General features: G+C 62.5%; 20 protein-coding genes. 5 read left to right on the forward strand and 15 right to left on the reverse strand.

The genetic code is table 11. The features are described from left to right. Positions 1 to 120: 120 nt before the first annotated feature. The 8 genes from E8E75_RS10200 to E8E75_RS10235 all read right to left on the reverse strand — a co-directional run bounded on the left by E8E75_RS10200 (position 121) and on the right by E8E75_RS10235 (position 9364). Positions 121 to 1005: an ABC transporter permease subunit gene (locus E8E75_RS10200; protein WP_120653634.1), complete on the reverse strand. Its 885-nt coding sequence runs from the start codon at positions 1003 to 1005 to the stop codon at positions 121 to 123. Further along, positions 1002 to 1883 carry an ABC transporter permease subunit gene (locus tag E8E75_RS10205; RefSeq protein WP_162945906.1) on the reverse strand — a complete coding sequence of 294 codons (882 nt, stop codon included), beginning with the start codon at positions 1881 to 1883 and terminating at the stop codon, positions 1002 to 1004. Before E8E75_RS10205 ends, E8E75_RS10200 begins: the two co-directional genes overlap by 4 nt. Before the next feature lie 23 nt (positions 1884 to 1906). Continuing rightward, complete coding sequence (gene potA / locus E8E75_RS10210) at positions 1907 to 3049, reverse strand: polyamine ABC transporter ATP-binding protein (RefSeq protein WP_120653635.1); 1143 nt, start codon at positions 3047 to 3049, stop codon at positions 1907 to 1909. Between the two features lie 140 nt (positions 3050 to 3189). Further along, positions 3190 to 4263 (reverse strand): polyamine ABC transporter substrate-binding protein, encoded by a 1074-nt coding sequence (locus E8E75_RS10215; RefSeq protein WP_120655306.1) that lies wholly within the window; start codon positions 4261 to 4263, stop codon positions 3190 to 3192. Positions 4264 to 4422: 159 nt separating this feature from the next. Beyond that, positions 4423 to 5523 (reverse strand): polyamine ABC transporter substrate-binding protein, encoded by a 1101-nt coding sequence (locus tag E8E75_RS10220; RefSeq protein WP_153918676.1) that lies wholly within the window; start codon positions 5521 to 5523, stop codon positions 4423 to 4425. Positions 5524 to 5681: 158 nt separating this feature from the next. Continuing rightward, the gene (locus E8E75_RS10225) at positions 5682 to 7049 is read right to left on the reverse strand and encodes an aspartate aminotransferase family protein (protein WP_153918674.1); all 1368 of its coding nucleotides are present in this window, start codon (positions 7047 to 7049) and stop codon (positions 5682 to 5684) included. Between the two features lie 62 nt (positions 7050 to 7111). Continuing rightward, the gene (locus tag E8E75_RS10230; protein ID WP_153918672.1) at positions 7112 to 8470 is read right to left on the reverse strand and encodes a glutamine synthetase family protein; all 1359 of its coding nucleotides are present in this window, start codon (positions 8468 to 8470) and stop codon (positions 7112 to 7114) included. 141 nt (positions 8471 to 8611) lie between these two features. After that, on the reverse strand, positions 8612 to 9364 hold the full coding sequence (locus tag E8E75_RS10235) for a gamma-glutamyl-gamma-aminobutyrate hydrolase family protein (protein WP_120653638.1): 753 nt from the start codon (positions 9362 to 9364) through the stop codon (positions 8612 to 8614). A 278-nt stretch (positions 9365 to 9642) separates the two neighbouring features. Between E8E75_RS10235 and E8E75_RS10240 the strand changes: the two genes are divergently transcribed. The 5 genes from E8E75_RS10240 (at position 9643) to aguA (ending at position 15519) form a co-directional block, all read left to right on the forward strand. Next, positions 9643 to 11028 carry a glutamine synthetase family protein gene (locus E8E75_RS10240; protein ID WP_120653639.1) on the forward strand — a complete coding sequence of 462 codons (1386 nt, stop codon included), beginning with the start codon at positions 9643 to 9645 and terminating at the stop codon, positions 11026 to 11028. Positions 11029 to 11177: 149 nt separating this feature from the next. After that, entirely contained in the window at positions 11178 to 12236 is a 1059-nt protein-coding gene (locus E8E75_RS10245; protein ID WP_153918670.1) for a polyamine ABC transporter substrate-binding protein, read from the forward strand. A 236-nt stretch (positions 12237 to 12472) separates the two neighbouring features. Then, on the forward strand, positions 12473 to 13117 hold the full coding sequence (locus tag E8E75_RS10250; RefSeq protein WP_120653641.1) for a TetR/AcrR family transcriptional regulator: 645 nt from the start codon (positions 12473 to 12475) through the stop codon (positions 13115 to 13117). Positions 13118 to 13312: 195 nt separating this feature from the next. Continuing rightward, positions 13313 to 14191 (forward strand): N-carbamoylputrescine amidase, encoded by an 879-nt coding sequence (gene aguB / locus E8E75_RS10255; RefSeq protein WP_153918668.1) that lies wholly within the window; start codon positions 13313 to 13315, stop codon positions 14189 to 14191. Between the two features lie 221 nt (positions 14192 to 14412). Beyond that, positions 14413 to 15519, forward strand: a complete 1107-nt coding sequence (gene aguA, locus E8E75_RS10260) for an agmatine deiminase (RefSeq protein WP_153918666.1) — start codon at positions 14413 to 14415, stop codon at positions 15517 to 15519. 190 nt (positions 15520 to 15709) lie between these two features. On the opposite strand, the gene E8E75_RS10265 is transcribed toward aguA, so the two are convergent. The 7 genes from E8E75_RS10265 to E8E75_RS10295 all read right to left on the reverse strand — a co-directional run. After that, on the reverse strand, positions 15710 to 15925 hold the full coding sequence (locus E8E75_RS10265; protein WP_003455791.1) for a molybdopterin-binding protein: 216 nt from the start codon (positions 15923 to 15925) through the stop codon (positions 15710 to 15712). 37 nt (positions 15926 to 15962) lie between these two features. Further along, a complete protein-coding gene (gene ssuB, locus E8E75_RS10270; RefSeq protein WP_120653644.1) occupies positions 15963 to 16772 on the reverse strand; it encodes an aliphatic sulfonates ABC transporter ATP-binding protein in 810 nt (269 codons plus the stop codon). Then, positions 16769 to 17554 (reverse strand): aliphatic sulfonate ABC transporter permease SsuC, encoded by a 786-nt coding sequence (gene ssuC, locus E8E75_RS10275; RefSeq protein ID WP_120653645.1) that lies wholly within the window; start codon positions 17552 to 17554, stop codon positions 16769 to 16771. Before ssuC ends, ssuB begins: the two co-directional genes overlap by 4 nt. Before the next feature lie 10 nt (positions 17555 to 17564). Continuing rightward, a complete protein-coding gene (gene ssuD, locus E8E75_RS10280; protein WP_153918664.1) occupies positions 17565 to 18728 on the reverse strand; it encodes an FMNH2-dependent alkanesulfonate monooxygenase in 1164 nt (387 codons plus the stop codon). Positions 18729 to 18777: 49 nt separating this feature from the next. Then, positions 18778 to 19755, reverse strand: coding sequence for a sulfonate ABC transporter substrate-binding protein (locus tag E8E75_RS10285; protein ID WP_153918662.1), 978 nt, complete (start codon positions 19753 to 19755; stop codon positions 18778 to 18780). Positions 19756 to 19855: 100 nt separating this feature from the next. Continuing rightward, complete coding sequence (locus E8E75_RS10290) at positions 19856 to 20494, reverse strand: peroxiredoxin (RefSeq protein ID WP_120653648.1); 639 nt, start codon at positions 20492 to 20494, stop codon at positions 19856 to 19858. 484 nt (positions 20495 to 20978) lie between these two features. Beyond that, positions 20979 to 22256, reverse strand: a 1278-nt coding sequence (locus tag E8E75_RS10295; RefSeq protein ID WP_280358665.1) for an OprD family porin, incomplete at its 5' end; no start/stop codon positions are given.

Raw genomic sequence — 22256 nt, forward strand, 5'->3', positions numbered from 1 at the left:
CCGGCACCCTGTGGGAGCGATTTCAATCGCGAATGAATTCGCTCCCACAAGACAAGATTTCCTACATCCTGAAAATACAAAGGCCACCCGAAGGTGGCCTTTGTGTTTTCAGCGCTGGATTCAGGCGACCTGGGTGGCGGCCGGTTTCCAGTTGGAGGAAGCGGCTTCCTCGGCCATGGTTTCCATCGCCTGCTGGATGGCACGCTTGCGACGCTCCTCGGCCCGGCGGGTGAAGAACCAGGCAAAGAAGGTGAACAGCGAGACGGTCAACAGGATCAGGCTGGCCACGGCGTTGATTTCCGGTTTCACGCCCAGGCGCACGGCGGAGAAGACCTCCATTGGCAGGGTGGTGGAACCGGGACCGGAGACGAAGCTCGCCAGCACCAGATCATCCAGGGAAAGGGCGAAGGACATCATGCCGCCTGCCGCCAGGGACGGCGCGATCATCGGGATGGTGATCAGAATGAACACCTTCCACGGACGCGCACCCAGGTCCATGGCCGCTTCTTCGATGGACAGGTCCAGCTCGCGCAGGCGCGCCGACACCACGATGGCCACGTAGGCCGAGCAGAAGGTGGTGTGGGCGATCCAGATGGTGACGATGCCACGCTCCTGGGGCCAGCCGATCAGTTGCGCCATGGCCACGAAGAGCAGCAGCAGCGACAGACCGGTGATGACCTCGGGCATGACCAGCGGCGCGGTGACCATGCCGCCGAACATCGTGCGCCCGCGGAAACGCGGAATGCGGGTCAGCACGAAGGCAGCCAGGGTACCCAGGGCCACAGCGGCGATCGCAGTATAAATGGCGATCTCCAGCGATCGACCCACCGAGTTCATCAGTTGGGAGTTGTCCAGCAGGCCCACGTACCACTTCACCGACCAGCCGCCCCACACGGTTACCAGCTTGGAAGCGTTGAAGGAGTAGATAACCAGGATGACCATCGGCAGGTAGATGAACAGCAGGCCTGCCCAGAGCATCAGGGTGGAGAAACCGAAGCGTTTCATACTTTGCCCTCCAGTTCCTTCGCCTGGTTACGGTTGAAGAGAATGATGGGCACGAGCAGGATCGCCAGCATCACCACTGCCAGGGCGGACGCCACCGGCCAGTCACGGTTGTTGAAGAACTCCTGCCACAGCACCTTGCCGATCATCAGGGTCTCCGGGCCGCCGAGCAGTTCCGGAATCACGAACTCGCCCACCACCGGGATGAACACCAGCATCGAGCCGGCGATGATGCCGTTTTTCGACAGTGGCACGGTGATTTTCCAGAAGCTGTTGAACGTGCTCGAACCGAGGTCCGAAGCAGCCTCCAACAGGCTGGGATCATGCTTCACCAGGTTGGCGTAGAGCGGCAGGATCATGAACGGCAGGTACGAATAGACGACGCCGATGTACACCGCCAGGTTGGTGTTGAGGATCTGCAGCGGCTCGTCGATCAGACCGATGCCCATCAGGAATGCATTGAGCAGGCCGTTGTTGCTGAGGATGCCCATCCAGGCGTAGACGCGGATCAGGATCGCAGTCCAGGTCGGCATCATGATCAGCAGCAGCAACACGGTCTGGGCTTCCTTGCTGGCACGGGCGATGGCGTAGGCCATCGGGTAGCCGATCAGCAGGCAGATCAGGGTGCTGACGAAGGCGATCTTCAGCGAGCCCAGGTACGCCGCCAGGTACAGTTCGTCCTCGTTGAGAATCAGGTAGTTGCCCAGGTTGAGGATGAGCTGCAGCTGATTGTCCGCCCAGGTGTAGATATCCGTGTACGGAGGGATCGCAACGTCGGCTTCTGCGAAGCTGATCTTCAGCACAATGGCGAAGGGCAGCAGGAAGAACAGGAACAGCCAGAAGAACGGTACCCCGATAACGAGGTGCCGGCCGGTCGGCAACAGGTTTTTCAGTTTGGGAGCTTTCATGACCGCAGTACCACGCCGCTGTCGTCTTCCCACCACACGAACACTTCGTCATCCCAGGTCGGACGGGCGCCACGACGCTCGGCGTTGGCGACGAAGGACTGGACGACGGTGCCGTTCGGCAGCTTGACGTAGAACACCGAGTGACCGCCCAGGTAGGCGATGTCGTGAACCCGGCCGCGCGACCAGTTGTACTCGCAGGTCGGCTGCTCGGTGGTCACCAGCAGCTTCTCCGGACGCAGGGCGTAGGTGATGCGCTTGTCCTGCACTGAGGTGGTCACGCCGTGGCCGACGAAGATCGGACGCTCCAGTTGCGGGCAGGCAATCAGCGCGTGGGCCTCGGCGTCTTCCACCACTTCGCCGTCGAAGAGGTTGACGTTACCGATGAACTCGCACACCAGGCGGCTGATGGGCGTCTCGTAGATATCCACAGGGCTGCCGATCTGCTCGATGCAACCCAGGTGCATGATCGCGATGCGCTGGGCCATGGTCATGGCCTCTTCCTGGTCGTGGGTCACCATCACGCAGGTCACGCCCACGCGCTCGATGATCTCCACCAGCTCCAGCTGCATTTGCGAGCGCAGTTTCTTGTCCAGCGCGCCCATGGGCTCGTCGAGCAGCAGCAGCTTCGGACGCTTGGCCAGCGAGCGAGCCAGGGCCACGCGCTGACGCTGGCCACCGGACAGCTGGTGCGGCTTGCGCTTGGCGTACTGGGTCATCTGCACGAGCTTGAGCATCTCGTTGACACGCTCGTCGACCTCTGCGGCCGGGAGCCTGTCCTGTTTGAGTCCGAAGGCGATGTTCTGCGCAACAGTCATATGCGGGAAGAGCGCATAGGACTGGAACATCATGTTGATCGGGCGCTCGTAGGGCGGCATATCGGTGATATCGACGCCGTCGAGGAAGATGCGCCCTTCAGACGGCCGCTCGAACCCAGCGAGCATCCGCAGCAAAGTTGATTTACCCGAACCGGAACCACCGAGCAGGGCGAAAATCTCGCCTTTCTTGATGTCCAGGGACACGCTGTCCACGGCCACCGTCTCGTCGAACTTCTTGGTTACCCGGTCGATCTTTACCAGCACCTCTTTGGGTTGCTGGTTGCCCTCGAGGGCTTTCTTGTAGGCACCGGAGGCTATTGCCATTACCACACTCCCAGAAATTGCTACCCGACCACCGCGGCCGGGCGGGTTTGTACAGCATGGGCGTGAATCAGGCGTCCTGCCTGATGCCGCCTGGGTTGAGCCAGCGCGCCCGCCACACTACGGGCAGCGCCGGCCTTGCATCACTTGCCCGACTTGACCTTGGTCCAGCTGCGGGTCATCAGCCGCTGGACCTTCGGCGGCAGCTCCGCCGAAACATAGAGCTTGTCCAGCACCGCTTGTGGCGGGTAGACGGACTCATCGGTGCGTACTTCCTGATCCATGAACTCCCCAGACTTGAGGTTGGGGTTTGCATACCCGACGTAATCGCTGACTTTCGCGATCACCTCAGGCTTGAGCAGATAGTTGATGAAAGCGTGGGCGTCCTTGGCGTTCGCTGCATCGACCGGAATGGCCAGCATGTCGAACCAGAGGTTGCCGCCTTCTTTCGGGATCGCGTAGGCGATCTGGATGCCCTTGCCTGCTTCCTCGGCGCGCGAGGCGGCCTGGAAGATGTCACCGGAGAAGCCGGCGGCGACGCAGATGTCACCATTGGCCAGATCGCCGATGTACTTGGACGAGTGGAAGTAGGTCACGTAGGGACGTACCGCCATCAGCTTCTCCTCGGCCTTCTTGTAGTCGTCCGGGTTGGTGCTGTTCGGGTCCAGGCCCATGTAGTTCAGCACGGCGGGGATCATCTCATCCGCCGAGTCGAGGAAGGCCACGCCACACTGGCTGAGCTTCTTGATGTTCTCGGGTTCGAAGATCGCCGCCCACGAATCGATGTGGTCGACACCAAGCGCGGCCTTGACCTTCTCGACGTTGTAACCGATGCCATTGGTGCCCCACAGGTAGGGAACGGCGTACAGGTTGCCCGCGTCATTGCGCTCGAGTTGCTTGAGCAGGTTGGGGTCCAGGTTCTGCCAGTTGGGCAGCTGGCTGCGGTCGAGTTTCTGGAACGCACCCGCCTTGATCTGTTTGCCGAGGAAGTGGTTCGACGGCACAACCACGTCATAACCGGTGCGGCCCGCCAGCAACTTGCCTTCCAGGGTCTCGTTGGAGTCGAAGACGTCATACACCGGCTTGATGCCGGTTTCCTTCTGGAAATCCGCCAGGGTGGTCTCGCCGATGTAGTCCGACCAGTTGTAGATATGCACCGTCTGATCCGCCTGGACCTGGGAAACCAGGGTCAGGGTGGCGGCGGCAGTGATCATCATCTTGCGGATGGGGGATTGCACAGGTTCGTCCTCTTGTTGTCTCCGGACAGTGCCGGAAGGAGCCCAGGTTTTTCCTGCAACCCAGGCAAGTCAACTTGCGGTGTACCGCAGCGCGGTCCGGGCACCGGCGGGAAAACCCGCCGGGCACGGCAGCCGTGCTTACTTGCCCGACTTGATGGTGGTCCAGGTACGGGTCATGGCGCGTTGCACCTTGGCCGGCAGATCAGGGAAAGCATAGAGCTTGGCCATGGTCTCCTGGGTCGGGTAGATACCCGGGTCCTTGCGGATAGCCTCATCGACCAGCGCAGTGGCAGCGGCGTTGCCGTTGGGGAACTGCACCTCGTTGGTGATCTCGGCCATGATTTCCGGCTTCATCAGGAAGTTCATGAAGGCATAGGCGGCATCCGGGTTGGCGGCATCGGCCGGGATGGCGACCATGTCGAAGAAGGTGCCTGCGCCTTCTTTCGGAATGTTATAGGCGACCGTCACACCACCCTTGGCCTCCTCGGCGCGGGACTTGGCCTGGTACACGTCACCCGAGTAGCCCACTGCCACGCAGAGGTTGCCGTTGGCCAGGTCGGAGATGTACTTGGAGGAGTGGAAATAGGTGACGTACGGACGGATCTTGAGGAACAGCGCCTCGGCTTCCTTCAGCTGCTTCGGGTCCTGGCTCAATGGATCGTGACCCAGGTACTTCAGCGCAATCGGCAGGATCTCGGTCGGCGAGTCGAGGAAGGAGACGCCGCAGGACTTCAGCTTCTCGATATTCTCCGGCTTGAACAGCAAGTCCCACGAATCGACCGGAGCGCTGTCGCCCAGTACAGCCTTGACCTTTTCCGGGTTGTAGCCGATGCCGATGGAGCCCCACATGTAGGGGAAGGCGTACTGGTTACCCGGGTCGGAAACTTCGACGGTTTTCAGCAGATTCGGGTCCAGGTTTTTCCAGTTCGGCAGCTTGGACTTGTCCAGCGGCTGGTAAACCTTGGCCTTGATCTGCTTGGCCAGGAAGTTGTTGGACGGCACCACGATGTCGTAACCCGACTTGCCAGCCAGCAGCTTGGCTTCAAGGGTCTCGTTGGAGTCGAAGACGTCGTAGACGACCTTGATGCCGGTTTCCTTGGTGAACTTCTCGACCGTATTCGGGGCGATGTAGTCCGACCAGTTGTAGACGTGCAGCACCTTGTCGTCAGCCTGTGCCATACCGGCCACGGCACCCGCCAGGGTCATGGCGAGCAGGGTCTTGCCGAAGGTTTTGATCATGCGGGTAGCTCCATTTTTGTTGAAGTGTCCGAGTGGCGTCGTACCGAATACGCCACCACTCGGTGAGCCTGGCCAACGCACCGGCGAAGTCTGGCAAGGTAGAGGGCTTGCTTACAACAGGCGGCACCTCTAAATGCCACCATCAAGCCCTCTTTTTCTTAGCCTTTTACTTCGGCCGCGGTGAGGTCCAGGCACTTGCGTGCCTTGGTCACCAGTTCGTCGACTTCATCTTTGCTGATCACAAGCGGCGGCGAGATGATCATGGTGTCACCCACCGCGCGCATGATCAGGCCATTACGGAAGCAGTGCTCACGGCACAGCATCCCGATGCCACCAGCGAAACGCTCACGGGTCTGCTTGTTCTTGACCAGTTCAAGGGCCGCAACCATGCCGACACCGCGCGCTTCGCCAACCAACGGGTGATCGGCCAGCTCCTGCCAGCGCTTCTGCAAATACGGTGCCGTTTCGGCCTTCACTTTCTCGACGATCTTCTCTTCACGCAGGATGCGGATGTTCTCCAGCGCCACCGCCGCCGCCACCGGATGACCAGAGTAGGTGAAGCCGTGGTAGAACTCCCCACCCTCATTCAGGGTATGGACGATCTCGTCGCGGACAATCACGCCGCCCATGGGGATGTAACCGGAGGTCAGGCCCTTGGCGATCGGCATCAAATCCGGGGCGTTGCCGTAATACTGGCTGCCGAACCATTCGCCGGTACGGCCAAAGCCGCAGATCACTTCGTCGGCGATGAACAGGATGTCGTACTTGGCGAGGATTTCACGGATCTTCGGCCAGTAGGTTTCCGGCGGGACAATCACGCCACCCGCGCCCTGGATGGGCTCGGCGATGAAGGCGGCAATCTTGTCCTCGCCCACTTCGAGAATCTTCTTCTCCAGCTGCTCGGCAGCCCAGACGCCGAACTCGGCCGGCGCCATGTCGCCACCCTCGCCGAACCAGTAAGGCTGGGCGATGTGCTCGATACCCGGAATCGGCAGGTCACCCTGCCCGTGCAGCGCCTTCATGCCGCCGAGGCTGACACCGGCCACGGTGGAGCCGTGGTAACCGTTCCAGCGGCCGATGACGACTTTCTTCTGGGGCTGCCCCTTGATCGCCCAGTAGTGGCGAACCATGCGCAGCACGGTGTCGTTGGCTTCAGAACCCGAACCGGTGAAGAACACATGGTTCATGCCTTCCGGAGCGATCTCGGCGATCGCCTTGGAGAGCTCCACCGCCGGAGGGTGAGCGGTCTGGAAGAACAGGTTGTAGAAGGGCAGTTCACGCATCTGCCGGGTAGCCGCCTGAACCAGCTCCTCACGGCCGTAGCCGACGTTGACGCACCACAGGCCAGCCATGCCATCGAGGATCTTGTTGCCTTCGCTATCCCAGATGTACACGCCTTCGGCCTTGGTGATGATCCGCGCACCCTTGGCATTCAGCGCCTTGTAGTCGGTGAACGGCGGCAGGTGGTGGTCACGACCGAGCGCTTGCCATTCAAGGGTCTTGGGGTTGGTCACTTGGCTATTCATTTCTATACCTCAGTAAACACACGTCTGGAGGGCCGGCCGAGGCGGCCGGCCTCCGTTCCGGATCAGACGGAGAGCAGCAGGAACTCACGTTCCCAGGAGCTGATCACCCGTTTGAAGTTTTCATGCTCGGCACGCTTGACCGCCACATAGGCCGTCACGAACTTGCCGCCCAGATATTTCTCGATGTCCCGGCAGGACTCCATGCGCTCCAGCGCTGCTTCAAGGGTCAGCGGCAGGCGCAGGTTGCGGCGCTCATAGCCGCGCCCCTTCACCGGTGCGCTCGGTTTCACACCCTCCACCATGCCGATGTAGCCGCACAGCAGGCTGGCGGCGATGGCCAGGTAGGGGTTTGCGTCGGCGCCGGCCAGGCGGTTCTCCACACGGCGGTTCTGCGGACCGGCATCCGGTACACGCAGGCCCACGGTGCGGTTCTCCTCGCCCCACTCCACGTTCACCGGCGCGGAGGTGTCCGGCAGGAAACGGCGGAAGGAGTTAACGTTCGGCGCGAACAGCGGCAGGACCTCGGGGATGTACTTCTGCAGACCGCCGATGTGGCTCAGGAACAGCTCGCTCATAGAGCCGTCATCATTGGAGAAGATATTCTTCCCGGTCTTGATGTCGACCACGCTCTGGTGCAGGTGCATGGCACTGCCCGGCTCGTCGGTGATCGGCTTGGCCATGAAGGTCGCCGCCACGTTGTGCTTGAGGGCGGCCTCGCGCATCGTGCGCTTGAACACCAGGATCTGGTCGGCCAGGTCGAGCGCGTCGCCATGACGGAAGTTGATTTCCATCTGCGCCGGGCCTTCCTCGTGGATCAGGGTGTCGAGGTCCAGGTCCTGCGTCTCGCACCAGTCGTACATGTCTTCGAACAGTGGGTCGAATTCGTTCGCTGCATCGATGGAGAAGGACTGGCGACCGGTTTCCGGGCGACCCGAACGACCCAGCGGGGCTTGCAGCGGGAAGTCAGGGTCGTCGCAGCGCTTGGTCAGGTAGAACTCCATTTCCGGCGCGACGATGGGCTTCCAGCCTTTATCTGCGTATAGCTTCAGCACCTTCTTCAGGAGGTTGCGCGGGGACAGCTCGATAGGGTTGCCCTGCTTGTCGAAGGTGTCGTGGATAACCATGGCGGTGGGCTCGATGGCCCAGGGCACCAGGTATACGGCAGCCTGGTCCGGACGGCAGAACATATCGATGTCCGCCGGATCGAGCAGCTCGTAATAAATGTCGTCCTCAACATAGTCGCCGGTTACGGTCTGCAGCAGCACGCTCTCGGGGAGACGCATGCCCTTCTCGTCCAGGAACTTGTTGGTCGGCGAAATCTTACCGCGGGCAATGCCAGTAAGATCGCTGATCATGCATTCAACTTCGGTGATTTTGCGTTCTTTCAGCCAGCTGGTCAGCTGGTCGAGCTTGGTAGTCATAAAGACCTCAGGGTTGAGAGCTTCGCTAGAAGGCATCAGCAGGTTCGTGGCATTCACGCCCATCGAGGCACCGGCCGCGATCAGTACAGTCCGAACTGCGCGACACGGCAACTTCGCCGGTTTCCTGAAGAGTTCTCCCGCTCAGCGTTTCCCCGCCTTCTCCCTGCAAGCCTCACCAAAGGCCTGGAAGATGGCGAGATAGTTCGGGTTGGTCCGCACTTGCCACTCGGGATGCCATTGCACCCCAAGGGCAAAGCTCCTGGCGCCTTCGACCGAAAAGGCCTCGACCAACCCATCAGGCGCCAGAGCCTCTACACGCAGGCCCGGCGCCAGACGTTCAACGCCCTGGCCATGAATGGAGTTGACTAGAATCTCGGACGGCAAGCCGATGCCGTCGAGTACACCGCCCGGCTGCACCTGGAGCGGGTGCCGGGGAGCGTATTGCACCTCGAGCGGCTCGTCGGCCGGCTCGCGGTGGTCCATGAATCCTTCTACTAGATGCACACGCTGGTGCAGGGTGCCGCCAAAGGCCACGTTCATTTCCTGGAAACCACGGCAAATGCCCAGAACGGGAATCCCGGCGGCGATGGCCGCACGGACCAGAGGCAGAGTAGTGCGATCCCGGGCGGGATCGTGACGGGTGCCGGGCTCGGATGCGGTGCCCTGGTAATGATGGGGCTCCACATTCGAGGGGGAGCCGGTAAAGAGGAAACCGTCCAGGCTTGCCAGGAGGGTCGCTTGGTCCATCAGTTCAGCCAGGGCCGGAATTACCAGCGGAATACCGCCAGCTCCGACCGCCACCGCACGCAGATACTTTTCACCAGCTATATGATAGGTCTGAGGACCGATCTCTCTGGTGCAAGCGGATACGCCGATCAACGGCAGGCGAGACATGAGACACCCGTATTATTTGTCTGATTTGGGTTTCGACCGAGCTTAGCGTTGTTCATTTTTTTACACAATAGGGCTGTAAAAAATTGAACACGCCCCGCTGAGCACCGCAGCCGTCATGGTTCGGAGAGAGGTTCGGATGCCCCGGAACGCCCCAAAACTGGCCATCAAGCCCGTTTTTGGGGCAAAATAGGGCTCGCTTGACATCAAGGGGTGATTCGGATTGACTCACACCTTAGATTGAGCGTGATTGATATTTTTAACAAAAAAGGTGTTGCATCATGTCGGTACCCCCGCGTGCCGTTCAGCTTCAAGAAGCGAACGAGTTCCTTAAGGAGCATCCTGAGGTCCAGTTCGTCGACCTGTTGATTGCAGATATGAATGGAGTGGTACGAGGCAAGCGAATCGAACGCGCCAGCCTGACCAAAGTCTACGAGAAAGGCATCAACCTCCCCGCTTCGATCTTCGCTCTCGATATCAATGGCTCCACCGTCGAAAGCACCGGCCTCGGCCTGGACATCGGCGACGCAGACCGTATCTGCTATCCCATCCCCGACACCCTCAGTGACGAGCCTTGGCAGAAGCGCCCGACCGCGCAGCTGCTGATGACCATGCATGAGGTCGAAGGCGAAGGCGAACCCTTCTTTGCCGACCCGCGCGAAGTACTGCGTCGTGTGGTGGAGAAATTCGACGAGCTTGGCCTGACCATCTGCGCCGCTTTCGAGCTGGAGTTCTACCTGATCGACCAGGAGAACATCAACGGCCGTCCGCAGCCTCCGCGTTCGCCTATCTCCGGCAAGCGCCCGCAGTCCACCCAGGTGTACTTGATCGACGACCTCGACGAATACGCCGATTGCCTGCAGGACATCCTCGAAGGTGCCAAGGTCCAGGGTATCCCGGCCGATGCCATCGTGAAGGAAAGCGCCCCGGCCCAGTTCGAGGTCAACCTGCACCACGTCGAAGATGCCCTGAAGGCCTGCGACTACGCCGTGCTGCTCAAGCGCCTGATCAAGAACATCGCCTACGACCATGAGATGGACACCACCTTCATGGCCAAGCCCTACCCGGGCCAGGCGGGCAACGGCCTGCATGTGCATATCTCGCTGATCGACAAGAAGACCGGCAAGAACATCTTCACCTCAGATGATCCCGAGCAGAACGCCGCTTTGCGTCACGCGGTCGGCGGTGTGCTCGAGACCATGCCTGCGTCCATGGGCTTCCTGTGCCCGAACGTGAACTCCTACCGCCGTTTCGGCGCGCAGTTCTACGTACCGAACGCGCCGAGCTGGGGCCTGGACAACCGCACCGTGGCCGTCCGCGTGCCTACCGGCAGTGCGGATGCCGTGCGCATCGAGCACCGCGTAGCCGGTGCCGACGCCAACCCCTACCTGATGATGTCGGCCATCCTGGCCGGTATTCACCATGGACTGACCAACAAGATCGAGCCGAGCACACCTATCGAAGGCAACTCGTACGAGCAGTTGGAGCAGAGCCTGCCGAACAACCTGCGCGATGCCCTGCGCGAGCTGGACGACAGCGAAGTCCTGGCCAAGTACATCAGCCCGGATTACATCGACATCTTCGTTGCGTGTAAGGAAAGCGAGCTGGAAGAGTTCGAACACTCCATCTCCGACCTCGAGTACAACTGGTACCTGCATACCGTGTAAGCGAGTCCACAACGCCGGCCCCAGGGCCGGCGTTTTTGTATCTGCAACCTTTGCAACACCTGGCGCGGCGTGTCATCCAGGCTGCCGACGCCATGCAGCACCGCAAGCCAGAACAAACAGCACCCGCATGCTCTATTAGGGAGGACGTCATGCCCCGTTTGCTCGCCCCACTGTTGCTCGCATTGCTCCCCGCACTGGCCCAGGCCGAAGACCTGATCCGTGTCTACAACTGGAACGACTACATCGCCCCAGAGGTACTGGAAGCATTCCAGAAAGAGACCGGCATCAAGGTCGATTACCGCACCTTCAGCAGCGCCGATGAACTGGACAAGGCACTGGCCAGTGGCGAGCCGATCGACATCGCCGTGCCCTCCCATAACGACCTGCCCCAACTGATCAGGCAAGGCCGCCTGCAGCCCCTGGACTTCTCCCGCCTGCCCAACCGCCAGCACCTGGACAAGCAGTTGCTGAGCAAACTGGCCGCGATGGACCCGAACAACCAGCACGCCGTGCCCTACCTCTGGGGCGCCGTCGGCCTGGCCGTGAATACTCCCCAGGCGGAAAAAGCCTTCGGCGGCCCGCTGCCCCATAGCTGGAGCCTGCTGTTCAATGCCGAGCAGAGCGCGCGCCTCGGCCAGTGCGGCATCAGCCTGCTGGACGCCCCCGACGAAACCCTCTCCGTGCTGCTCAACTATCAGGGTCGCAACCTGGCGCGCAGCGCGCCAAGCCGTCTCAAGCGCAGCGCCGAAACCCTCACAAGCCTGCGCCCGCACCTGCGCTACGTCGACAGCGAGCGTTATATAGCCGACCTCAATACCGGCAACCTCTGCGTCGCCATGGCCTGGGTCGGCGATGCCCTGAACGCTGCCGCGGCCGGCCAACCGGTGACCTTCATGGTCCCGGACGAAGGCTCGGTGGTCTTCATCGACAATCTGGTGATCCCCTCCAACGCCAATCGCGCCGACCTCGCGCACAAGTTCATCGATTTCATGCTGCGCCCGCAGATAGCGGCAAAGGTCACCGGCGCGACCCTCTACCCCAGCGGCAACGCCGACGCCCGTCAGTACCTGGACGAGTCCCTGCGCAACCAGCCGGGCCTGTATCCGGACAAGGACACCAAGCGGCGCCTGTTCCCGGTCGAGCCTGTGCCGGAGAAACTCAGCGCCACCCGTGACGAGGTCTGGTCCGCTTTCCGCGAAGGCCTGTAGGGGTGAATTTGTTCGCCCGGCAGGACGCAGTCCTGCCGGAAAGGCCCTCTCCCCGTCCCCGCCCTGCGCCCCAGCCTGATCGCTTCGTGCTCAGGCGCTCATCGGCACCAGAAGCAGTGCTTCCGGAAGGCGTGCCTCTTCGCCCCGCACGCGGGAGGGTGGGGCCATGCATTCGCTCTCTTGCTCCCGAACCACCGCCTGGCGTCCAATAGCGGCTCTTCGGAAAGGAGCTCCCCATGCCGCGCCCCGCCACCGCTCGCAAGCCCCGCGCCAGTAGCCAACTGCGCATCGCCGGGATTCTCGACGCCGCCCGCACGTTGCTCGCGGAACAGGGTGTGGCCAACCTGTCGATCTACAGTGTCGCCGAGCGCGCGGAAATGCCGCCCTCCTCCGTCTACCACTTCTTCTCCAGCGTCCCGGCGATTCTCGAAGCCCTCACCGCAGATATCCACGCAGCGTTCCGCGCCTGCCTGCAGGAACCCATCGAGCATGACGGCCTGCGCCACTGGCACGACCTGTCGCGACTGGTGGAAGAGCGCATGTTGTCTATCTACGCCGCCGACGCCGCTGCGCGCCAGTTGATCCTCGCCCAGCACGGCCTCACCGAAGTCACCCAGGCCGACCGCCAGCACGACATCGAACTGGGCCGACTCATGCATGCCCTGTTCGAGCGGCACTTCGAGCTGCCAGTACTGCCCGACGATGTCGATGTCTTCGCCCTCGCCATGGAACTGGGCGACCGCGTCTACGCCCGTTCGGTGCAGCTACACGGCGAAATCACCCCACGCCTGGCCGAGGAAGGCATGCGCGTGTTCGACGCCTACCTTGGTCTCTACCTGCCGCCCTACCTGCCAAAGCGCCGCCTGCACAAGGCCGACTGAGTCGATAAAACCCGATATTTATCTGCAAATAAATCAGAATTCACTTCCTGATAGATAAATCGCGCTTCAAATGCAGATTTTTATCGGATATAAAGTCGCCATCCGCACGGCGGCACACTCCGCCAGCACGGAAAAACCACCGATTGCCGATAGATATCCGGTAACCGGTCCTGATTCGTTCTGACGAGGTGTCCCATGTCCCGCATCGTTACCGTCGCCGCCACCCAAATGGCCTGTTCCTGGAATCGCGCCGCAAATATCGCCAACGCCGAGAAACTGGTTCGCCAGGCCGCAGCCAAGGGCGCCCAGATCATCCTGATCCAGGAGCTCTTCGAGACCCCTTACTTCTGCCAGAAGCCGAACCCGGACTACTTGCAACTGGCGACGTCGACCGAGACCAACGAAGCCATCGCGCACTTCCAGAATGTCGCCCGCGAATTGCAGGTCGTGCTGCCCATCAGCTACTTCGAGCAGGCTGGTCGTGCGCGCTTCAACAGCATCGCTATCATCGATGCCGATGGCAGCAACCTCGGCGTCTACCGCAAGAGCCACATCCCGGACGGCCCCGGCTACCACGAGAAGTACTACTTCAACCCGGGCGACACCGGCTTCAAGGTCTGGAACACCCGCTACGCCAAGATCGGCGTGGGCATCTGCTGGGATCAGTGGTTCCCGGAAGCCGCGCGCAGCATGGCCCTGCTGGGTGCCGAGATCCTCTTCTACCCGACCGCCATCGGCAGCGAGCCGCACGACGCCAACATCACCTCCCGTGACCACTGGCAGCGCGTGCAGCAGGGCCATGCCGGCGCGAACCTGATGCCGCTGGTGGCGTCCAACCGCATCGGCAAGGAAGAGCAGGACGGCTACGACATCACCTTCTACGGCTCCTCCTTCATCGCCGACCAGTTCGGCGCCAAGGTCGAGGAACTCAACGAGACCGAAGAAGGCATCCTGGTGCACAGCTTCGACCTGGACAAACTGGAGCACGTACGCAGCGCCTGGGGTGTGTTCCGCGACCGCCGCCCGAACCTATACTCCCCGATCAAGACCCTGGACGGCTCCCTCGAGTCGTAATGCCCGAACCCAGGGGCCAGCCCGATGGCGATGCACTGTTCGCCAGCGGGTTGGCCCCTGCTCTTTCAAAAGCTGCTCGGGATCTCGCGAGCTAGAGAAGAACAAGGCGAGAATGGCTGAGGGCGCGAAGTTTACGAGCGGTATGAGCAAGCCCGAAGCCATTCTCAACGCAGTTATTCCGACGCGCAGCAGACCCTGAACAGACTGACGGTGAATTGTCGATGAACACACTTGATAGCCTCCCCCGCGACGACGGCTTCCGCATGCCCGCCGAGTGGGAACCCCATACCCGCACCTGGATGGTCTGGCCTGAGCGTCCTGACAACTGGCGCCTTGGCGGTAAGCCCGCGCAAGCGGCCTTCACCGCTGTGGCCAAGGCCATCGCCCGCTTCGAACCGGTGACCGTCTGCGTCTCCGCCACCCAGTACGAAAACGCCCGCGCACGCCTCGATGAGCCGAACATCCGCGTAGTGGAAATCAGCACCGACGATGCCTGGGTCCGTGATACCGGCCCGACCTTCGTGGTCAACGACAACGGCGACGTACGCGGCGTGGACTGGACCTTCAACGCCTGGGGCGGCTTCGATGGCGGCCTGTACTTCCCCTGGAACCGCGACGACCAGGTTGCGCGCAAGGTTCTCGAGATCGAAGGCTCCAAACGCTACCGCACCGATGGCTTCGTGCTGGAAGGCGGTTCGATCCATGTGGACGGCGAAGGCACCCTGATCACCACCGAGGAATGCCTGCTGAACAAGAACCGCAACCCGCACCTCTCCCGCGAGGAAATCGAGGCGGTGCTGCGCGAACAACTCGCGGTGCAAACCGTGATCTGGCTACCGGATGGCCTCTACAACGACGAAACCGACGGCCACGTGGACAACTTCTGCTGCTACGTGCGCCCAGGCGAAGTCCTGCTGGCCTGGACCGATGACCCGCACGACCCGAACTTCCCGCGCTGCCAGGCCGCCATGAAGGTGCTGGAGCACGCCCGTGACGCCAAGGGTCGCCAGCTGGTGGTGCACAAGATGCCGATCCCCGGCCCGATCTACGCCACCGAGGAAGAATGCGCCGGCGTGGACCTGGTGGAAGGCACCCAGGAACGCGATCCGTCGATCCGCCTGGCTGGCTCCTACGTGAACTTCCTGATCGTCAACGGCGGCATCATTGCGCCGAAGTTCGACGACGCAAAGGACGCCACGGCCGAAGCCATCCTCAAGCGCATCTTCCCGCAGCACGAAGTGGTGATGGTGCCCGGCCGCGAGATTCTCCTCGGCGGCGGCAACATCCACTGCATTACCCAGCAGCAGCCGGCGCCGCAGAAGCGCTGAGTGAAAACCGGATAAAGCGAACCCCCGCACTTGCGGGGGTTCGTTTTTTCAGGCCTGTCGGGGCGACATCCTGTAGGGGCGAATTCATTCGCCAAGGGCAACGCAGCGGCCCCCTGATGCCTTGCAGGGCAGGCCTTCGGCCTGCTTGGCGAATGAGTTCGCCCCTACAACAGAGCCTCCATTACCCGCCTTACAGCTTCGCGATGGAAACCTCGGTGGACTTCACGAAGGCGATCACCTCGGAGCCAATGCCCAGCTCCAGCTCGCGCACGGAGCGAGTGGTGATCACCGAAGTGACGATACCGGCGGCGGTCTGCACGTCGATCTCGGAAAGCACCGGGCCCTCGATGATTTCCTTGATGGTGCCCTTGAACTGGTTACGGACGTTGATGGCTTTGATGGTCATGGCGGTTATTCCTTTGCTCGGGGTATTGGGGTTTGGGTCAAAGCGCCCAACGCAACTGCGTGGGCAGGGGGGAAACGGGTTCGGGTTCCGGTGGCGCCGGCGGCAGCGCCAGCACCCGGTCCAGCACTTCGGCTTCCAGCGCGGCCAGGCGGGCCGAGCCACGGGCTCGCGGACGGTGCAGCTCAATCGGCAGATCCAGGCCGATGGCACCGTCCTCGATCAGGATCACCCGGTCGGCTACGGCCACCGCCTCGTTCACGTCATGGGTCACCAGCAGGACAGTGAATCCGTGCTGCTGCCAGAGGCGCTCAATCAGTTGCTGCATCTCGATGCGGGTCAGCGCATCCAGCGCTCCCAACGGTTCGTCCAGCAGTAACAGACGTGGCTGGTGGATCAGGGCGCGGGCCAGGGCCACGCGCTGCTTCTGGCCACCGGAGAGCGCCGCCGGCCACTCATGCGCACGGTCGGCCAGGCCTACCGCTTCAAGCGCTTCCAGGGCGCGCGGGCGCCAGTTGCCGGAGAGGCCCAGACCGACGTTGTCGATCACCCGTTTCCAGGGCAACAGACGTGCATCCTGGAACATCAGGCGGGTGTCCTCGCGGGCGTCTTCCAGCGGCGCCGAGCCGGCCAGCAGCTCACCACGAGATGGTTTGTCCAGACCTGCCAACAGGCGCAGCAAGGTGCTCTTGCCGCAGCCACTGCGACCGACCACGGCGACGAACTGGCCGGCAGGAATCAGCAGGTCGATGCCCTTGAGCACTTCACGCTCGCCAAAGGCCTTGCCAATTCCGCGCAGCGCCAGCGGTATGCCGCGCTTGAGACGTTGCGGAACCTGGGCAACAGTCATGCGGCACCTCCCTTGGCCTGGTAGGCCGGGTGCCAACGCAACCAGATGCGCTCGAGGCCACGAGCGGCGACGTCGGCCAGCTTGCCGAGCACCGCGTAGAGCAGGATCGCCAGAACCACCACATCGGTTTGCAGGAACTCGCGGGCGTTCATCGCCAGGTAGCCGATGCCGGAGCTGGCGGAAATCGTCTCGGCGACGATCAGCGTCAGCCACATGAATCCGAGGGCGAAACGCACGCCCACCAGGATCGAAGGCAGCGCGCCGGGCAGGATGACCTGGCGGAACAGCGCGAAACCGGACAACCCGTAGCTGCGCGCCATTTCCACCAGCGCCGGGTCGACGTTGCGGATGCCGTGGTAAGTGTTGAGGTAGATGGGGAACAGGGTGCCGAGGGCAACCAGGAAAATCTTCGCCGACTCATCGATGCCGAACCACAGGATCACCAGTGGAATCAGCGCCAGGTGGGGCACGTTGCGGATCATCTGCACGGAGCTATCCAGCAGGCGCTCGCCCCATTTCGACAGGCCAGTGATGAAGCCCAGCAACAGGCCGAGGCCGCCGCCAATGGAGAAACCGATACCCGCGCGCCAGCCGCTGATGGCCAGATGGGTCCAGATCTCGCCGCTGGAAAGCAGGTCCCAGCCCGCCGCCAGCACCGCGCTTGGCGCTGGCAGGATGCGGGTGGACAGCAGGCCGGTTTCCACCGCGATCTGCCAGATCGCCAGCAGCGCCACGGGCAAGGCCCAGGGCGCCAGGCGCAGAAGTATGGATTCGAGTTTCATCCCCGCGCCCTCAGCTCTGCGACGCCAGCTTGTGCAGCTTGGCCTCGGGCAGGGCTTCGTTGGCCACCATCTCACCGAAGGGACTGACAAAGCCCAGTCCGTCGTTGGTACGGGGACGGGCCACGTCGAGGTGGGGGAACAGAAGTTCGGCGACGCGATAAGACTCTTCCAGGTGCGGATAGCCGGAGAAGATGAAAGTATCGATACCGAGGTCGGCGTACTCCTTCACCCGCGCGGCCACGGTCGGACCGTCACCCACCAGGGCAGTGCCGGCACCACCCCGTACCAGGCCGACACCGGCCCAGAGATTGGGGCTGACTTCCAGCTTGTCGCGCCGACCGTTATGCAGGGCAGCCATGCGCTGCTGGCCCACGGAGTCGAAGCGGGCGAAGGCCGCCTGGGCCTTCGCGATGGTGGCGTCATCGAGGTTTTCGATCAGGCGGTCGGCAGCGGCCCAGGCGGCCTCAACGGTTTCGCGCACGATCACGTGCAGGCGGATGCCAAAGCGCACAGTGCGGCCCTGTTGGGCGGCCTTGGCGCGTACCTGTTCGATCTTCTCCTTCACCGCTGCCGGCGGCTCGCCCCAGGTCAGGTACAGCTCCACCTGCTCGGCAGCCAGGTCCTGGGCGGCGTCGGAGGAGCCACCGAAGTACAGCGGCGGACGCGGCTGTTGTAGCGGCGGGTAGAACAATTTGGCGGCCTTCACCTGGATGTGCTTGCCGTCGTAGTCGACGGTTTCGCCCTCCAGCACACGGCGCCAGATACGGGTGAACTCCACTGCGGCTTCGTAACGTTCTTCATGGTTCAAGTGCAGGCCGTCGGCGGCCAGTTCGTCCGGGTCGCCCCCAGTCACCAGGTTGAACAGCGCGCGGCCACCGGACAGGCGATCCAGGGTCGCCGCCTGGCGCGCGGCCACGGTCGGCGAAATGATCCCGGGGCGCAGGGCCACGAGGAATTTCAGGCGTTGGGTTACCGGGATCAGCGAAGCCGCCACCAGCCAGGAATCCTCGCAGGAACGCCCGGTGGGGATCAGCACGCCGCCAAAGCCGAGGCGGTCGGCTGCCTGGGCGATCTGTTGCAGGTAGCCGTGGTCAACCGCGCGGGCGCCCTCGGATGTGCCGAGGTAGTGGCCGTCGCCGTGGGTCGGCAGGAACCAGAAGATGTTCAAGCTCATGGAGTGGTCTCCTTAAATTCCCCCCTCTCCGTCTGGAGAGGGGTTCAAGTCACTGCTGCGCGACTTTTGCGGGTGGTACCGAAGCCGGCTGCGTCCAGATCACATCGGCGATGCTGAGTTTTTTCGGGATCAGCTTCAGCCCTGTGAAGGTGTCGGCGATTTTCTGCTGCGCAGCGACAACCTCCGGGCTCAGCGGCTGGGCACCGTAGCCCTGACGCTTCACCGCGATGGAGGTGATGTCCTTGGGCAGGCCCAGCAACGGCGCCACCTGTTCGGTGACCTTGTCCGGATCGGCCTTGGAGTCCTCACCCACGGCGCGCACTTCCTCGATCAGGGTGCTGATCACCTGAGGATGCTTCTGCGCAAAAGTCCGAATGGCCAGGTAGAACTGATGGTTATCCACAAGCCCTTCGCCATTGCGCAGGGTGCGGGCCTCCAGTTGCTTCTCGGCGGCCGCCTGGAAGGGGTCCCAGATCACCCAGGCATCCACGCTGCCGCGCTCGAAGGCAGCACGGGCATCGGCCGGGGGCAGGTAGACGGGCTGGATATCGCTGTACTTCAGACCGGCATCTTCCAACGCACGCACCAGCAGGTAATGCACGTTGGAGCCCTTGTTCAGGGCGACCTTCTTGCCGGCCAACTCCTTCACCGACTGGATGGGCGAACCCTTGGGCACCAGGATCGCCTCGCTTTGCGGTGCCGGCGGTTCAAAGGCCACGTAGAGCAGATCAGCGCCTGCGGCCTGGGCGAACACCGGCGGCGTCTCGCCGGTTACGCCGAAGTCGATGGAGCCGACGTTAAGGCCTTCCAGCAGCTGCGGGCCGCCGGGGAACTCGGTCCATTTCACCTCGATGCCCTGATCGGCCAGACGCTTCTCCAGCGAGCCCTTGGCCTTGAGCAGCACGAGGGTGCCGTACTTCTGGTAGCCGATCCGCAAGGTTTCAGCCTGTGCTTGAGTGATGGCGCCGAAAGCCAGGGCAGCCGCGAACAGGGCAGCCAGGCTCCGACGCAAAGTGATGGTGCGCATGGCGCTCTCCTCATGACTTTGCTTGTGGTGTCGTTGCCTGCTTCCCGTTGGCGGGTGAGTAAGGCGGGGGTCGTTCAGGGCGCGCGAGGCGCCGGATGAATCAGCGGTTGGGTTGCGGAGTCAGGCGCAGGTACGGCCGGACAGCCTTGTAGCCGCGCGGGAAGCGCTGGCGAATCTCGTCTTCATCCTTGAGCGAGGGGACGATCACCACGTCGTCACCGTCCTGCCAGTTGGCCGGGGTGGCAACCTTGTGGTTGTCGGTCAGCTGCAGGGAGTCGATCACTCGCAGGATCTCGTTGAAGTTGCGCCCAGTGCTGGCCGGGTAGGTGATGATCAGTCGCACCTTCTTGTTCGGATCGATGATGAACAGCGAACGCACGGTGAGGGTGTCGTTGGCGTTCGGGTGGATCAGGTCGTACAGGTCGGACACCTGGCGGTCGGCGTCAGCGATGATCGGGAAATTCACCAGGGTGCCCTGGGTGTCGTTGATGTCATCGATCCAGCGGTGATGGGAGTCCACCGGATCGACGGAAAGGGCGATCGCCTTGACCCCGCGAGCGGCGAATTCATCTTTCAGCTTGGCGGTGAAACCGAGCTCGGTAGTGCACACCGGAGTGAAGTCGGCCGGATGCGAGAACAGCACGCCCCAGCTGCTGCCCAGCCATTCGTGGAAGCGGATGCGGCCTTCGCTGGAATCCTGTTCGAAGTCGGGGGCGATGTCGCCAAGGCGGATACTCATGGTGCTGCTCCTGTGTCTGGATGTCGTTCCGTGAGGCTCACTATGCGTAGTCGCGCTGAAAGTTAAAAAGAATAAATAACAATTTGTTTATGCAATTAAAGAATATTAAATCGAGGGCGTAAAAAAGCCGGGAAGGCCTCTGGAATGAGGTTCCCGGCGGTTTACGGTATTCACTGCTGGGCCGTTGCCCCCACCCCAACCCTCTCCCTGAAGGGAGAGGGGGCTGTCCGTGCCAGCGTTCGGGCCAGACACCTCCCTGTAGGGGCGAATTCATTCGCCAAGGGCCGCCCAGCGGCCTCGTAGGTTGGCCCGAGCCTGCAAGGCCCAACACAACGAAGCTCCGGGCGGGCCTTATTTGCCTCCCCCCAACCCTCTCCCGCAAACGGGAGAGGGAGTCGTCCGTGCTGAGGCCTGACATGGGAACCATCCCTGTAGGAGCGAATTCATTCGCGATTGAAATCGCTCCCACAGGCCCCAGGGCGCTTTACAGCAAGGTCAGGGTGTAGCTCAGGATCAGCCGGTTCTCGTCCTGGTCGCGGGCTGCGTCGCTGCGCAGTGCGGCGTTGCGCCAGGACACGCCGAGCCCCTTCAGCGGACCGTCCTGCAGCACGTAGTCGAGGCGGAAGTCGCGCTCCCACTCGCCCTGGTCGCTGCCCTGGGTCTCGATGTTGCTGCCCTTCAGGTAGGTGCCCACCGCCTTCAGCCCCGGCACGCCGAGCTTGGCGAAGTCGTAGCCGTATTCGGCCACCCAGGTGCGCTCGCCGGCGCTGAGGAACTTGCCGATCTGGCGGTCGGTGATCAGGTAGGCGGTGGCGCCATCCCCCTGGTTGAGGAAGGGGAAGGCACTGTCGCCGGAGACCTGCTGGTAGCCCAGGCTGGCCGCGTGGCCGCCGAGGGTGTAGGTGAACAGCGCGCTCCAGGTGCGGTTGTCCACTTCATAGCGGTCCGGGTCGTTGGCCGCCCAGTTGCCCGAGCTGCGGAAGCCTTCGCGGCGGCCGGCCACGCTGGCGTTCTTGCCGTCGGAATCGCTGTAGAAGTAGCGCAGGTCGGACTTCAGCGCGCCCACCGGCAGCGCCCAGTTGTGGGTCAGGCCGAGGAAGTGCTGGTTATAGAAGTCTTCCAGGTTGCCGTAGTAGTACTGCGCGAGCAGGTTGTCGCTGACCTTGTAGTCGCCCCCGGCGAAGTAGAACTTGTTGACGAACTGGCCGCTGCGGGCGTTGTTCGCGCCGGCGATCGACAGGCCACGGGCGTCGCTGGAGTTACGCCCCTTGGCGTGTTCCAGCTGGCCACCGACCAGGGTCAGGCCGGCGATCTCGCTGGAGGTCACCTGGCCACCCTCGAAGGTCTGCGGCAGCAGGCGGCCGTCGTTGTAGGTCACCACCGGCAGCTTCGGCAGCAGGGTGCCGATACGCGCTTCGGTCTTGGAAATGCGCACCTTGCCGGTCACGCCGAGGCTGCCGAAATCGTCCTTGGCGCGGCCGTCGTTGTCGGTCGGGAACACGGTGCCGCCGTAGCTGGCGCTGGTCGGGTTGTAGTGGCGGCCCTTGCCGGAATCCAGCTTCACGCCCAACAGGCCGAGGGCATCGACGCCAACCCCGACGGTGCCTTCGGTGTAGCCGGAGGCGTAGTTGAAGAGGAAGCCCTGGCCCCACTCTTCCTGCTTGGACGGCGCGTCGGCGAACTGGCGGTTGTCCGAGTTGATGTAGAAGTTGCGCAGGGTCAGGCTGGCCTTGCTGTCTTCGATGAAACCGCCAGCGGCGGC

The sequence above is a fragment of the Pseudomonas sp. BN606 genome (assembly GCF_029873115.1).
Classification (GTDB): domain Bacteria; phylum Pseudomonadota; class Gammaproteobacteria; order Pseudomonadales; family Pseudomonadaceae; genus Metapseudomonas.